11 protein-coding genes are annotated in these 14,165 nt (G+C 74.8%); 7 read left to right on the forward strand and 4 right to left on the reverse strand.

Features of this window, described 5'->3' with window-relative positions; all coding sequences use genetic code 11:
• The first annotated feature begins 203 nt into the window (after positions 1 to 203).
• The 4 genes from ABZ117_RS20895 (at position 204) to ABZ117_RS20910 (ending at position 6,666) form a co-directional block, all read left to right on the forward strand.
• Positions 204 to 2,195 (forward strand): phospholipid carrier-dependent glycosyltransferase, encoded by a 1,992-nt coding sequence (locus tag ABZ117_RS20895; RefSeq protein WP_356822793.1) that lies wholly within the window; start codon positions 204 to 206, stop codon positions 2,193 to 2,195.
• A gap of 79 nt (positions 2,196 to 2,274) precedes the next feature.
• Positions 2,275 to 3,192 (forward strand): MurR/RpiR family transcriptional regulator, encoded by a 918-nt coding sequence (locus tag ABZ117_RS20900; protein WP_356822795.1) that lies wholly within the window; start codon positions 2,275 to 2,277, stop codon positions 3,190 to 3,192.
• A gap of 391 nt (positions 3,193 to 3,583) precedes the next feature.
• The gene (locus ABZ117_RS20905) at positions 3,584 to 3,964 is read left to right on the forward strand and encodes a hypothetical protein (RefSeq protein ID WP_356822797.1); all 381 of its coding nucleotides are present in this window, start codon (positions 3,584 to 3,586) and stop codon (positions 3,962 to 3,964) included.
• A gap of 290 nt (positions 3,965 to 4,254) precedes the next feature.
• Positions 4,255 to 6,666: a SpoIIE family protein phosphatase gene (locus ABZ117_RS20910; protein ID WP_356822842.1), complete on the forward strand. Its 2,412-nt coding sequence runs from the start codon at positions 4,255 to 4,257 to the stop codon at positions 6,664 to 6,666.
• A 19-nt stretch (positions 6,667 to 6,685) separates the two neighbouring features.
• Here ABZ117_RS20910 and ABZ117_RS20915 read toward each other — a convergent pair whose 3' ends face one another.
• The 3 genes from ABZ117_RS20915 to ABZ117_RS20925 form a co-directional block, all read right to left on the reverse strand.
• Complete coding sequence (locus tag ABZ117_RS20915) at positions 6,686 to 7,126, reverse strand: flavin reductase family protein (RefSeq protein ID WP_356822844.1); 441 nt, start codon at positions 7,124 to 7,126, stop codon at positions 6,686 to 6,688.
• A gap of 199 nt (positions 7,127 to 7,325) precedes the next feature.
• Positions 7,326 to 8,198: a peptidoglycan-binding domain-containing protein gene (locus ABZ117_RS20920; RefSeq protein ID WP_356822799.1), complete on the reverse strand. Its 873-nt coding sequence runs from the start codon at positions 8,196 to 8,198 to the stop codon at positions 7,326 to 7,328.
• Positions 8,199 to 8,311: 113 nt separating this feature from the next.
• Positions 8,312 to 9,160, reverse strand: a complete 849-nt coding sequence (locus ABZ117_RS20925; protein ID WP_356822800.1) for a hypothetical protein — start codon at positions 9,158 to 9,160, stop codon at positions 8,312 to 8,314.
• Between the two features lie 202 nt (positions 9,161 to 9,362).
• Between ABZ117_RS20925 and ABZ117_RS20930 the strand changes: the two genes are divergently transcribed.
• From ABZ117_RS20930 to ABZ117_RS20940, 3 genes are all read left to right on the forward strand, one after another.
• On the forward strand, positions 9,363 to 10,109 hold the full coding sequence (locus tag ABZ117_RS20930; protein ID WP_356822802.1) for a TetR family transcriptional regulator: 747 nt from the start codon (positions 9,363 to 9,365) through the stop codon (positions 10,107 to 10,109).
• A 166-nt stretch (positions 10,110 to 10,275) separates the two neighbouring features.
• Complete coding sequence (locus ABZ117_RS20935) at positions 10,276 to 10,692, forward strand: zinc ribbon domain-containing protein (RefSeq protein WP_356822803.1); 417 nt, start codon at positions 10,276 to 10,278, stop codon at positions 10,690 to 10,692.
• Positions 10,693 to 10,949: 257 nt separating this feature from the next.
• Entirely contained in the window at positions 10,950 to 13,715 is a 2,766-nt protein-coding gene (locus tag ABZ117_RS20940) for a hypothetical protein (RefSeq protein WP_356822805.1), read from the forward strand.
• 21 nt (positions 13,716 to 13,736) lie between these two features.
• On the opposite strand, the gene ABZ117_RS20945 is transcribed toward ABZ117_RS20940, so the two are convergent.
• Positions 13,737 to 14,123, reverse strand: a complete 387-nt coding sequence (locus ABZ117_RS20945) for a PPOX class F420-dependent oxidoreductase (RefSeq protein WP_356822807.1) — start codon at positions 14,121 to 14,123, stop codon at positions 13,737 to 13,739.
• Positions 14,124 to 14,165: the final 42 nt, after the last annotated feature.

Consider the following 14,165-nt stretch of genomic DNA (forward strand, 5'->3'; position numbering starts at 1 on the left):
ACCACGCCGGGACGCGGTCGTGCGGCCGGTTTCGTGTCGGGCGGGGTGAACTCCGACGGGCCGTGGGCCGTACCGGTGTGTACGGCAGAGGGTCTGCCGGTACGACTTGTACGGCGGTGGCGGGAGCGGTGCGCCCGCGGGACCGTGACCGGGCCCGCGGGCGCCGGTACGGCGCGCGGGCCGGTGCCACCGTGGGACGGACGATGACGCGCGAACAGCACCTGGTCCTGGCTCCCGGGGCTCCGGCCGCCGAGCCGGCACGGCGGGCCCGGGCCGCCCGGTACGCCCGGCTGCGCCGGCACGGGCGCCGGCTGACGCCGCTCCTCGTCGTGCTGTTGCTGGCGCAGATGGCCGCGGCGATGGTCACCACGGCCGTCCAGCAGACCCCCACCATCGACGAGCCCGTGTACGTGGCGACGGCCGCCGACTACCTGCACGCGCACCGGGTGCGCTACAACCCCGAGCATCCGCCGCTCGGGAAGCTTCTGATCGCGGCCGGGGTGGCGGTGGCGGACCCGCACTACGACCCGGCGTTCACCGGCGACCAGGGGGAGGCGGGCCGGCGGCTGCTGTACGCGTCGGGCAATGACCCCTGGCGGGTGATGCTGTGGGCGCGGCTGCCGGTGATCGCGCTGACCCTGCTGTGCGGGCTGGTCGCCTTCGCGTTCGCCCGGGAGGTGGCGGGCCCGGCGGGCGGACTGGTGACGCTCGCCCTGTACGCCTTCTCGCCCGACCTGATCGCCCACGGCTCGCTGGCCACCCTGGACGTGCCGGCGGCCGGGTTCGTGCTGGTGTCGGCCTGGCTGGTGTGGCGGGCGCGGCGGCGGCCCGTCCCGTACCTGCCGGCGGCCGGGGCCGCGCTCGGGGCGGCCGTGGCGACGAAGATGAGCGCGCTGCCGGCGGTGCCGGTGCTGATGGCGCTGGCGGCGGCGTCCGCGGTGTCCGCACACCGGTCCACTCGGGCCACGGGTCCCGGCCCGGCCACGCATCCGGCCACTCCGGCGGCGGCATCCGGCCCAGACCCACACCCGTCCACTCCGGCCCCGGAACCCACCTCGAACCCGCACCGGTCCACTCCGGCCGCGGGGCCCGGCCCGGACCCACATCCGGCCACTCCGGCCGCCGCATCCGCGCCGGTAACGCACCGGTTCTTCCCGGCCTTCCGGCCGCACCGGTGGACCCGGTCGGACCGATGGGCCCGGTCGGACCGGTCAACCCGGCCGTGGTTCGGGGGCCGGCGGACGGTGGGGGCCGGGCTCGTGGGCGCCGTGGTCGTGGTGCTGGTGGCGCTCGCCGTCGTCTGGGCCGCGTACCTGGCCGTCGATCCCCGGCTGCGGTTCACGCCCGCCGGCCCCGTCCCGGCCGTTCACGGGCTGCGCGGGCGGCTGGTGGACCTGCTGCCGGTGCCCGAGGCCTACCGGGCGGGGATGCGGGTGCAGTTCGGGCTGGAGGACTATCCCTGGCAGGGCTATCTGTTCGGGCACGTGTACACCGGTTCGCTCTGGTACTACCTGCCGGCCGCCCTGCTGGTGAAGACGCCGCTCGGGCTGGCGGCGCTGGGCGCGGCCGGCATGGTGGCGGTCGTGGCGGTGCGGCGGCTGCGGCCCGTGGCGCCGTACCTGCTGCTGCCGCCCCTCGTCCTGCTGGCGGTGGCGATGACCGGGGCGCGGGACTTCGGCACCCGGTACGCCCTGTTCGTGCCGATGTTCCTCGCGGTGGCGGCGGGCTGCCTGCCCGCGCTGCACCGGCACCGGGACCGGCACTGGCACCGGGGTAGGCGCTGGGCCGGTCCCCTGATCTGCGCCCTCCTGCTGTTCGCGGCGGCGAGTTCGCTGCGGGCGTTCCCGTACTACCTGCCGTACGCGAACGAGGCCTTCGGCGGCCCGGCGCACACGCACCGGCTGCTGCACGACTCCAACGTGGACTGGGGACAGGACCTGGGCCGGCTCGCCGACCGGCTCCGGCAGCGGTACCCGGGCGAGCGGGTGTGGCTGGTGTACAAGGGCAGCGGAGTGCCGTCGTACTACGGCATCCACGCCGCCGATCCCCGCCGGGTACCGCCGGAGCGGGTGCACGGACTGCTGGTGGTGTCCGACTCCGCGGCCGCCAAGGCGCGCGGGAGGCTGGCCGAACTGATCGCCGGCAGCCGGCCGGCCGGCGAAGTCGGCCGTTCCATCAGCCTCTTTCGGCGGTGAGCGGCGCTGACTCGACCCCCTGGTCACGGCGGTGGGTGAGCTATGTTGAGTGCTCGTGGGAGACAAAGGAGGCCGACCGGTGCCCTCGCCGCAGCAGGCACGCGCACAGGCATCAGCGATCACGTCGGGCAAGACCGTGCCCGCGGCCGAGGCCTCCCCGACCTCCCGGCTCCGGGAACTGTTCGACGGCCCCCGTCTGTCGCCGGGGCAGCGGCGCATCGCCCAGTACCTGATCGAGCACATCACCGAGGCCGCGTTCCTGCCGATCACCGAGCTGGCGGACCGGGTCGGGGTCAGTCAGCCCTCCGTCACCCGCTTCGCCGCCGCCGTCGGCTTCAGCGGCTATCCCGCGCTGCGGGAGAGGCTCCAGTCGATCGCGCTGAGCGGCCTGGCAGGCGGGCCCGGCGAGGAGAACCGGGCCAACGAGCTCCAGGCGGCCGTCGACGCCGAGATCCAGAACCTGGAGAACCTGCGGCGCGACTTCGCCGACCCCGACCGGGTGATCCACGTGGGCCGCGAGCTGTCCCGGTCCACCCCGCTGACCGTGCTGGGCCTGCGTATCTCGGTGTCGCTCGCCGAGTACTTCGGCTATGCCGCCCGCCGCATCCACCCCGACGTACGGCTGGTGACGCGGGGCGGCAGCGTGGCCTACGACGCGCTGCTCCAGGCCCGTGAGGCCGGCGGCAGCTGGGTGCTGGCCTTCGCGATGCCCCGGCACTCGCAGGAGACGCTCAACGCCCTGAGGGTGGCGCGCGGTGCGGGTCTGCGGGTCGCCCTGGTGACCGACCTGGCGCTCGGACCGCTGGCCGACGAGGCCGACGTCGCCTTCGCCACCGGCACCGGTTCGCGGCTGGTGTTCGACTCCTACTCCGCGCCCGGAGTGCTGGCCGCCGCGCTGCTCCAGGCCATGACCGACGCCGATCCTGAGCGCACCCAGGCCCGGCTGGAGAAGTACGAGCAGCTCTCGGACCACCACCAGTTCTTCCTCCGGGACTGAACCGGCCTGCCGCCGCGGCCGCATCGGCTGTCACGGCGGCCGATCGTTCCGCGCGAGCCGCACATACGTGAAGATCTTGCGGCCTCCCGCCCCCTGAACGGGGACGATTCACCACAGACTACGCATGAATTTTTTCATACGTCTTGCAAACTGGACGGCATATATAAATACTGCTCACGGACCGCACCCGGCCGGCTCCGGGAACGGCCAGCACCCGCACCCGGGACCCCCGCACGGACACCCCGCGGCCCGCCGTCCCTACCCACGCCGGCGCCCGGGGTGTTCCGGGGCGCGTCGCCTGCGCGAGGCGCCCGGGGCGGCCCCGGCCATCCCCTGGGCCGGGGCCGCCCCGAACCCGTCGACCACCTCCCGACGCCGCACACCGGAAGCGATGATCATGCCCCTGACCAGCACGCGCATCAGTCCCGACTGGCCCTGTCAGGTCAAGACTCCGGGCTCGTACGACTGGGAACGCTCGGCGGCCAAGTGGCTGCGGGAGCTGATCCCCGCGCGCTACTCCAGCTATCCGGCGCTCATCCGGCACCCCGTCCTGCTCGCCCGGCACGCGCAGATCCAGGTGCAGCAGGAGATCCGGGTGGCCCGGACCGCCCTCCAGACCGCGCGGGCCGAACTGCCGGTGCTCGGGCTGCCGGAATCGGTGATCGAGCACACGATCAAGATGTACGCGGCCGAGGTCCTCCAGCTCCAGCACATCGCCCGCAGCGTCCGCGTGGTGAGCGAGGCGCTGGCCGGCCGCGGCACGAGCCGCTGACCCCGCAGCCCTGCTCCGAGCCGACCCGTCCATGGCCGCCCCCTCCTGCCCTCACACCCCGTCGGCGCCGCCGCCCAGGCCACCGCGCGCTACCCGCACCGCAGCGTGTGTCCGCCCGTTCCGCGAGCCCGTCCGCGTCTCCCCGGCCCCGTTCGCCCCCGTCGACGCGGCCCGCCTCCGCGGTCAGAAATCTTGTACGACGGTCATATAAACCTGGACCTGGCAGACGAGTGATCGAACGGTCCCAGGTGTGCAATGCTCGTCGCGTGACCAGCGAGCCCGTGCCCCCGGTGGACCCCGGCACCAGCGCCGATGTGGCGGCGCTGGCCAAGGTCGTGGCCCGGCAGCGTGCCGAGATGGAACGGCTGCGGGACCGGGCGGCGACCACCGCCGTGCTGGAGCGGGCCAAGGGCGTGCTGATGGCCCTCACCGGGTGCATGCCGGACGCCGCGCAGAAGGAGCTGACGCGGCGGGCCAAGGACGGCAACCGCACCCTCCTCGAACAGTGCTGGCTCACCCTGGGCGGCCTGTCCCGCCCGGACCGTCCCGCCGCCACGGCACCGGCCCCGCACGGCGGCACCGAACCCGCCCCGCCCGCCGGCGCCGGATCCTGGGCGACCCCGCCCGCCGGCGCGGTGGACCTGGCGGAGGTGCTCGGGCACGCCGGCCGGGACCTGGTCCGGGTCGGCTCACCGCACGAGCTGGCCGAATGCCTCCTGGAACACCTCACCCCCGATCTGGGCGCCGACGCCGTGATGCTCTACGAGCGGCTGCCCGAGGGCGGGCTCGGACTGATCGGGCACGCCGGCGTCGACACCACCCTCGCCGCCCAGTGGCGTCACGTACCCCCGATGACCGGGGTCGCCGCGCTGGACGCCCTCCGGTCCGGGGAGCCGCGCTGGCTGGAGGACCCCGCCACGTACAGCGAGCGGTACCAGCTCATCGGCGACGCCCCGGAGCGCTGGCCCTCCCGCGCGTGGCTGCCCGTGCCGGCCGGGGACACGGCGTCCTTCGCCCTCGGCGTGCTGCGCCGACGCCGCGGGCCGTTCACGACGCGCCAGCGGGAGCTGCTGCGGGCCATGGCCCGGCTGAGCGCGGGCCGGCTGCGGGCCTTCGACGGGCCGCGGGAGCGAGCGGCCGACAGCGTCGCCCAGAGCGTGCAGGCGGTGTTCGACGCGCTGCCCGGCGCGATCACCCTGCTGACCCCGCTGCGGGACGCCTCCGGCCAGGTGGAGGACTACCGTATCGACGCCGCCACCCCCGGGGCGGTCGACGTGTTCGGCCGGACCGGCCGGCACATGGTCGGCAGCCACCTCCTGGAGAGCTATCCGTCGGTCGCCGGGGAACCGCTGTGGCAGGGCTGTCTCCAGGCGCTCGGCACCGGAGTGCCGTTCGAGGGCGAGCCCTTCGCCTACCAGGACGTCATCGACGGCGTGCAGGTCACCGCCACCTACTCGGTACGGGCGGCCCCGCTGGGCGACGGCCTGGTGGTGACCTGGCTGCGGCACGACGGGACGGACCGGCAGGAGCAGCGCCTGGCCGACGTGCAGCGGCTCGGCAATCTCGGCTGGGCCAACTGGAACCTGATCACCCAGGAGATCTCCTGGGCCGCGCAGACGTACACCGTGCTGGGCCGGACCCCCGGGCGGCAGCCGGTCCGGCTGGAGAAGCTGCCCGGCCTGGCCGTACCGGAGGACGCGGGCCCGCTGGCCCACGCGATCGCCGGACTCGTCCGTCACGCGCACCCGTTCGACGTGCCCTTCCGGGTCGAGACGTCCGCGGGCGTCAGACATCTGCGGATGGTCGCGGAGGCCGTCACGGCGCCCGAAGGCACCCCGGTCGAGGTGCACGGCTTCATCCAGGACCTCACCGCGCAGCGCAGCGCGGAGCTGGCGCTGGTGGAGAGCGAGCGCGCGATGCTGCTCCAGCGCGGCATCCTTCAGGCCGAGCGGGCCTTGGCGACCCGGCTCCAGCACGCCCTGCTGCCGCTGCCCAGCAAGCCGGTGCAACTGGCCGGACTGCGCGTCGAGGTCGCCTACCTGCCCGCGCAAGCCGGGATCCACGTCGGCGGCGACTGGTTCAGCGCCATCGAACTGCCGGACTCCGACGCGTTGTTCGTGGTCGGTGACGTGGCCGGCCACGGCATCGGCGCCGTCGCCACCATGGCTCAGCTCCGGTTCACCGCGAAGGGCATGGTCAGCACCGGTTCGTCGCTGACCGGGGCCCTGGCGCGGCTCAACCGGCTGCTGCTGCACTCCCGCGACAGCCAGACCACCGCCACCATGGTCCTGGCCCGCTACGACCCCGGGGAGCGCGTCCTGGCCTGGGCCCAGGCCGGGCACCCGCCACCGCTGCTGGTACGCCGGGGCGAGGTGCGCTACCTCGACCGGCCCGGCGGCATGCTGCTCGGCGCGACCGGCTCCCCCGTCTACGAGTCGGCGGAGCTGCGTCTGGAGCCCGGTGACCGGCTCCTGCTGTACACCGACGGTCTGGTGGAGCGTCCCGGTGAGGGGCTCGACGCGGGCTTCGACCGGCTGGCCGAGGCGGTGCGCGCCCACGGCCACGGTGAGTCCGCCTCCCTGGAGGCGCTGCTCGCCTCGATGCTGGCGGACGAGCGGCGGGACGACGTGTGCGTGCTCGACATCCGGATGCCGGCGGAGGACGAGCCGGACGGGACGGGGGCCGCGGGCGGCCGGGGGTGACGTCCCCGCTCCCCGGACGTCAGTCCGCGGGATGGCCGGCCTCGATGGTGACGGCCTGGGAGAGCCGCAGCAGCGGTCCTTCCCGGCCCGTACCCGACCGGACCGGGTCGAGCACGAAGCCGACGTGGTCGCCGCCGTCGGTGCGGTGGAACACGCTGCCGACGAACCAGGCCGCCGCGTCGTCCAGGACGGCGGTGCCGGCGGGCCCCTCCCGCCAGGCGAGCCGCGCGAACTTGTCGGTCTCGTCGCCCGTCTCGCCGCCGAACAGCTCCGCCAGGTCCCGCTGGTCCCGGGTGAGCAGATGGACGGTGAGGTACTGCGCGGCCCGGGCCACCCGGTAGGTGCGGTTGGCCTTGGACAGCCACACGGCGAACCGGGGCGGCTGGAGGGAGCACTGCGAGGCGAAGCCCACCAGGCAGCCGGCCCGTTCGCCGTCCGCGACCGCCGTCACCACGCACATGTCAGGGTCCAGCCGCGCGAAGAAGCCCGCCACGTCCCCCTGACCGGCCTTGTCCCCCTGGCCGTTCCGGTCCGTCTGCCCGTTGTCGTCCACGTCGGCACCCTCTTCCCGCCGATCCGTTCGCTTCACCCCGGACCTCCGTCCGCCCTGCCGATCCGCTGCCGGCTCCCGGCGTCGCTGCTTGTTCCCGGTGTGCCGCTCATGAATCGTCGCCCGTGCCGGTACGTGACTCCAGCGCGCGGCGGGTGTCGTCGCCGTAGACGCCCTTCTCGTCGCCGCTGATGCCGTACCAGAGCTGGAAGCGGGCCACGGCCTCGGTGAGTGCGGGGTCGTAGGTGCCGTCGGCGGTGCCGTCGCGGTAGACGTCCGGGACGCGGAGCAGGCGCTGTTGCAGTTCGGTGACCGGGGGCCCGGTGTCGCCCTGGCGGAGGGTGCCGGGGCCGTCGGGATCGGGCGCGGTGGCGGCGGCCGGCGGAGCGGACGCGGTGGCGGGTGGGGCGGCCGTGGCGGGCGCGGAGGCCGTGCTCGGCGGCGAGGGCGGTGGGGCCGCGGCGGCCTGCTGGCGGCCGGGGAGGAGCAGGGCGCAGCCGAACCCGGCGAGGGCGGCCGCAGCGACGGCCACGGCGACGGCGGCCCGGCGCGGTCCCGGTCCGAGGCCGGACGCGCCTCGGGCGGGAGCCTCCGGGAGACGGCCCGGGCCGGGGCCGAAGGCGTTCCCGGCGCGGGTCTTCGGGAGACGGACTTCCCGGGCGGGAGCCTCCGGGAGACGGCGCGGTTCGAGGCCGGGCGCACCCCGGACGGAAGCCTCCGGGAGACGGCGCGGGCCGGGGGCGTTCCGGGCGGGGGCTTGCGGGGGGCGGGCGGCGGGCACCGGCGGGAGTTCTTGGGTCTCCTCATCGGCGGGCAGCGGGTGCGGGGCGGGTGCCGTGCCGGAGGGCTCGTACGTCACCGGGTCGGGCCGGATCTCCCGCATCAGCTCGGCGAGGGCGTCGAAGCGGCGGGGCCGTAGCACCCGGATGGGCTCCAACTCCGGTGAGGGCGGCGGACGTTCGGGATCGGGCGGTGTCGGCACCTGGCTCTCCTTCCGTCCCCCGGGGCACGGGGCTCGCGCGGTTCCCGCCCTGGGATACGGCGCCCGCGACGGACCCGTTCAAGGCCCGGCCCCTCCCCCTCCGAGCGTCCGGATCACCCCGGGACCGGGCTGGGCACTCCCTGCACGAACCGGCTCAGGGACGCCGTGAACGCCGCGACGAAGGCGTCCCGGGCCTCCTCCGGCAGCGCGTCCAGGGACAGATAGGGGTTGAGGTCCTCCAGTTCGACCAGCAGCAGGCCGCCGTCGGCCGTGCGGCAGGCGTCGACGCGCTGGATGCCGTGCCCGAGGTCGTTCCAGTCGATGAAGCGCCGGGCGAACTCCAGGTCGGCGGCGGTGGCCGCGTAGGGCCGCAACTCCCAGCGGCGCCGCGGGTCAGGGGCGTAGAGGGCGTACTGGAAGTCGTCGTCGACGAAGTAGAACGACACCTCGTGGAGGAAATCGACGCGCGGCTGGATCAGTACGTCGGCGGCCGTGAGGGAGGCGATCCGGCTTGCGGGCACGGTCCGCAGCCCCAGGGAGTCCGCGCCGAGCCTGGGTTTGACCACGTACCGCGCGGCGGGCGGCAGCAGGTGCAGGTCCTCGGCGCTGCCGACGGTCGGGATGACGGGGAAGCCGGCGGCGGTCAGATCGAGCAGGTACTGCTTGCCGGCCATGTCCCCCTTGCCGGTGAGCGGGTTGTACACCCGGGCGCCGGTGGCCAGCGCCCGGGCACGGAAGGCGTCGTACTCGCGCGGGTAACCGAGCACCGGGCCGCTGTTGCGGACGACGACGGCGTCATGACCGGCCATCAGGGCCGCCGCGTCCAGCGGGTGGCACAGGGCCAGGTCGAAGTGGGCGCGCAGCCGGGAGGTGAGGTGGATGTCCTCGTCGCAGTAGCGGCGCCCGCGGGCCCGGTACGCCAGGTCGGTGACGTAGAGCAGGCGGGGGCGAGCGGCGGGCATGGGAGGTCTCCTCGGGGCGGTGCGCGGCCGGTGCCAGCGGGGTGCAGAAAGGTTACGCCGCAGGCTGCGGGCGTGCGAGGCCGCCCCCGGCAGCCGTACGTCAGCGACCCGCCTCCCACTGCGGAAGCACTCAGTTCCCCCGGAATGCCGCTGAAGCTGCACTGAGTGTCACGAAGGCGTCCTGGGTGCTACGTTCCCGTTCATGAGCTCCAGCAGCGCGGCGCCGGCCGCGAAGCCGCCGATGCGGGACGCCCTGGTGGCGGCGGCCTTCCGGCTCTTCCTGGAACGCGGGTACGAACAGACCACCGTGGACGACATCGTGGCCCTGGCCGGTGTCGGCCGGCGCTCGTTCTTCCGCTACTTCCCCTCCAAGGAGGACGTGGTCTTCCCCGACCACGAGCGCTGCCTGGCCGACATGACCGCCTTCCTCGGTGCGGGCGGCCCGGAGCACGAGCCGGTGCGGCGGGTGTGCGACGCGGCCCGTCTGGTGCTGCGGATGTACGCCGAGAACCCGACCTTCTCCGTGCAGCGCTACCGCCTCACCCGGCAGGTGCCGGGCCTGCGCGCCTACGAACTGTCGGTGGTGTGGCGCTACGAACGGGCGCTCGCCGCATATCTGCGCGGCCGGTTCGCCGGACGGCCCGACGGCACCCTGCGGGCCGACGTGATCGCGGCGGCGGTGGTCGCCGCGCACAACAACGCCCTGCGCTCCTGGCTGCGGTCGGACGGCGCGGGCGACCCGGGTGCGGCGGTCGACCACGCGCTGGGCTATGTGCACAGCACCTACGGCGGGCAGACGGACTCCCCGGCGGCGTCCGCGCGGTCCGGCCCGGCGGGGTCCGGGGAGCGGGCGGGACGGTCCGACGAGGTGGTGGTGCTGGTCTCCCGCCGGGACGCCCCGCTGTGGCGGGTGGTGCAGGAGCTGGAGACGGCGTTCGGCCGCGGCTGATCCCCGGCGCGCCCACCGCCCACAATTCTGGGTACGGAGTGCCTTTACGAGTGGCACCCAGTGCCATATTCTGTCGGCGTGCGCGGTGGCACGGCGACCGCGCATCCGCGTGCGCGGTCCGCGCCGGGCACACGGGATTCCGGCCGAGCGCGAGGAGTTGACCAGCGTGTACCACCACTCAGCAAGCACCGCGCATCCGGCGGCCGGGTCCGCGACGGGTGTCCTCGACCCCGTCTCCGTGGACTCCCAGGACGCCATCCTCTTCCAGCGCTGCACCTGGTGCGGCACGGCGACGTACCACCGGCTGCTGTGTCCGGTGTGCCAGGGAAGTGAACTGCGCACGGAGCGCAGCGAGGGCGTCGGCACGGTCCGCCACTCCACCGTGGTGCACCGCAACACGCCCGCGGCGCGCAACGTGTCGCTGATAGAGATGGCCGAGGGGTTCGTCGTCCGGGGCCGGGTCATGGGCCCGCCGGTCGGGATCCACGGCGGCGACCGGGTCCGGCTGTCCACGGCGAAGGACCCGGTGCGCGGTGAACCGGTCTTCCAGCTCCTGGACGAGCCCTACCGGGCCTGGACCTGACAGCGCCCTCCCCACGGGCCCGGACCTGACGGGACCCGTCCCCCGGGCCTGACCTGACGGCCGCGCACCGCCGCACCCCTGCCTCCCCGCCCCTGCCTCCGCACTCCCCGCCGCACCCACCCGCGTGCCCCGGCGCCCCCGATGTGATCCATCGCGTCCCGCGCACAGGCAACCCACAGCCTCCGCTGTTCATCCTCCGGGGGCGAGGGGCGTCCCGGCGGGCCCGGGCGCCCGAGGACGGGGTTCGAGGAGGAACAGTGGTCCGTGCCCGGCACATAGGGGTGGCCGCCGCCGCGTTGCTCGCGGTGGCGGGAGCATCCCCGGGGGTGGCGACAGCCCAGCCCCAACCAGGGCTGGCCGAGGGGGCTTCGGCGGTCAAGGACGACGGGCCGCTGCCACCGGGATGGCGGCTGGCCGGCCGGAGTGCGGCGCCGCAGCTAGTGTGGCGGTCGGACCGGCCGGTGCCGATGGGTGACGCGCGGGTCGAATTCCGTTCCGGCGGGCGCCTGTTGGGCGTGCCGCGGCCGGGCACGGACGGGCGCACCTTCCGGCTGCCGCTCGACGGGCGGCGGTCACCGGGGCTGAACGGGCTGGAAGTGTGGTCCGGCGGACGGCGGTTGGACGCACGGGAAAGCGCCGGGACCGCGTCGGCGGCGCGGCTGCTGGCCCCGCTCCCCGCGAACGGCGTGGACCCGGGCAAGCCCGGCTCGTACCGCACCAGGTCGGGCGAGTACACACTGAAGTCGGTCCGTCTGCCGGGCTTCTCGAAGCCGGTGGAGATGCGCGCGGTGGTCGTCGCGCCGGTCGGCGCCCCGGGGAAGCGCCCGCTCGCGCTGTTCCTGCACGGCCGCCACTCCGTCTGCTACAAGGGCCGCGACGACACCACCGGTGACTGGCCGTGCCCGGCCGGCACCAAGCCGGTGCCCAGTCACCGCGGTTATCTGCGGGACCAGAAACTCCTGGCGTCGCAGGGCTACATGACCGTGTCGGTCGCCGCCAACGGCGTCAACGGGCAGGACTTCGCCGCCGAGGACGGTGGCGCGCAGGCCCGGTCCTCGCTCGTGCGGCTGCACCTGGCCCGCTGGGCCGACTGGACCGAACACCCCTCGACGGCACCGGCCGTGGTGCGCGAGGCGCCCCGCGCCGACCTGTCCCGGGTGCTGCTGGTCGGCCATTCGCGGGGCGGCGAGGGCGTCAACCGGGCCGCCCTGGACAGCCTCACGCCGCCACCCGCGGACCAGGACGGCTACCACGGGCCGGTGCGCTGGAAAATCCGCGGCACCGTCCTCATAGGCCCGACCGTCTTCGGGCAGAACCCGGTGCCCGACGTGCCGTCGGTGACGATCCTGCCGGGCTGCGACGGTGACGTCTCCGACCTCCAGGGCGAGATGTACGTCGACGGCACGCGCGCGGTCGGCAACGGCACCGCGTTGCACAGCGCCGTGTACGTGATCGGCGCCAACCACAACTTCTTCAACTCCGAGTGGACGCCCGGTCAGGCCGCGGCGCCCGCCGAGGACGACTTCTCCGACGACCCCGGGCAGCGCGACCCGGTGTGCGGCAAGGGGGCCGCGACCCGGCTGACCGCCGACCAGCAGCACCGGGCCGGTTCGACGTACATCGCCGCCGCCGCGCGGCTGTTCCTCGCCGGGGACGACCGGGTACGTCCGCTGCTGGACGGCTCCGGGAAGCGGGCGCCGTCGGCGGACCCGGCGCGGGTGCTCAGCCACGCGGTGGGTGCCCGCCGCAGCGGCGGTCTCCTGCCGGACTCGGGCGTGTCGGTGACGGGTGGCCGGTTGTGCGACGCGGTGTCGCCCACCGCGGCCAAGGCCTGCCTGAACCAGGGCGCGCGCGGGCAGTCACCGCACTTCGCGCAGTGGGCGACCGACCGGGAGGCCGGCCGGCACGCGGTCGCGCTGCACTGGACGCGCGCCGGTGCCCCGGTCCGGGTGAGCGCGGCGAAGCCGGTGTCCCTGTCCGGGGCGAAGGCGCTCGCGCTGCGGCTGTTCGTGCCGCCGAACTCCCGGGGGACGCGGCTGGACGTGTCCCTCACCGACGCCGCCGGCCGGAAGGCGAAGCTCGGCCGGGTCCAGGTGGACGGGCTGCCCGGCAGCGAACGGACCGCGTCCTACTGGGCGCGGGAGATCCGGATGCCGCTGACGGCGGCCACCCGCGCCGGACTCGCTCTGGGTTCGGTCAAGTCGATGGAGCTGACGTCGCGTTCGGCGTCCGGGCGGGCCTGGCTGATGGACGCGTGGGGCTGGCGGCCCGGGACGCCCGCGGTGCGCACGGACGCGCTGCCGCGCGTGGACGTCGGCCGGACCACCGTGGACGAGGGTGACACGGGCGTGCGCACCTACCGGGTGCCGGTCCAGGTCACGGGCACGGGGGGCAGCGGTCAGGTCCGGGTGTACGTCGTCGACCCCGCCACCGGCAGGGCCGGGGACCGCCTGGTGACGGTCCGTCCTGGCGGTCAGGGCGTCGACGTACCGGTGCAGGTGAAGGGCAACACGCGGTACGGCACCGACGTGTCGTACGACGTGCTGGTCAAGGCGGTGCGGGGGGCGGTCGTCGGCTCCTACCGGGGCGGGATCACCGTCCACGACGACGACCCGGCGCCCACGATGACCGTCACGCCCGTCGCCGGCAAGGTGAGCGAGGGACAGCCGCTGAAGTGGCGGGTGTCCCTGTCCGAGGCGGTCGACGTGGACATGAGCGTGTTCTTCGGCGTCGTACCGGCGACCGCGCCGGAGCTGTCCACCAAGGACGTTCCGGCGCGCTGGCTGCGGGAGACGGCCGGTGCGTCGCCCGATCCCGCGCGTCCGCTGTCCAAGGTGGACGGCCTGTACCTGTGGGCGGACATCGCTCCCGGGCGCACCGGCGCCGACATCACCGTGCCGACGGTGAAGGACCGGGTCCGTGAGCCCGCGGAGTCGGTGCGGTTCGGGCAGCTCGACCCGGAGACCGGGAAGCCGATGCCCGGCGGTCCGGAGCTGTCGGGGTCGGTGCTGGACGCGTCGTAGGACGCCCGTCCCGGGTGGCCCTCACCGGACGAGGGTCACCCGGATGCCGACCGTGCCGTCCCGGCCGCGCCGCAGCCGGCTGCCCAGCAGGGTGAGCCGGCCGAGGATGCCGTACTTGCGGGCGATGAGGGCGCGGTAGCGGTCGGTGGTCTCCGGGCCGGTGATCTCGGCGGTGGCGGGCAGCTGGTCGCCGGTGGGGTTGCCGCGTACGTCGCAGGGGCCGGCGAGGACATCGGGGCGGCGCCGGATCCGCTTCACCTTCCAGCTGTCGGCGGCCGTCCACACGCCGAGCGCGCCGCCGTCGCGCACCACCCACACCGGGGTGGCGACCGGGGTGCCGTTCTTGCGGTAGCTGGTCACCAGCAGGTACTTGCCGGAGCCGAGCCGGTCGAGCCGCGTGTCGTCCATTCCCGGCAGTCTAGGAGCCCGTCCGCCGCCCGGGGAGGCCGC

This window comes from Streptomyces sp. NPDC006309 (assembly GCF_040613095.1).
GTDB lineage: Bacteria > Actinomycetota > Actinomycetes > Streptomycetales > Streptomycetaceae > Streptomyces.

What these genes read in the sequence shown, in the direction of transcription:
- ABZ117_RS20895 (WP_356822793.1), top strand. Translation starts at nt 204, where the DNA reads ATGACGCGCGAACAGCACCTGGTCCTGGCTCCCGGGGCTCCGGCCGCC.
- ABZ117_RS20905 (WP_356822797.1), top strand. Translation starts at nt 3,584, where the DNA reads ATGATCATGCCCCTGACCAGCACGCGCATCAGTCCCGACTGGCCCTGT.
- ABZ117_RS20915 (WP_356822844.1), bottom strand. Translation starts at nt 7,126, where the DNA reads ATGTGCGTGGTGACGGCGGTCGCGGACGGCGAACGGGCCGGCTGCCTG.
- ABZ117_RS20925 (WP_356822800.1), bottom strand. Translation starts at nt 9,160, where the DNA reads ATGCCCGCCGCTCGCCCCCGCCTGCTCTACGTCACCGACCTGGCGTAC.
- ABZ117_RS20930 (WP_356822802.1), top strand. Translation starts at nt 9,363, where the DNA reads ATGAGCTCCAGCAGCGCGGCGCCGGCCGCGAAGCCGCCGATGCGGGAC.
- ABZ117_RS20945 (WP_356822807.1), bottom strand. Translation starts at nt 14,123, where the DNA reads ATGGACGACACGCGGCTCGACCGGCTCGGCTCCGGCAAGTACCTGCTG.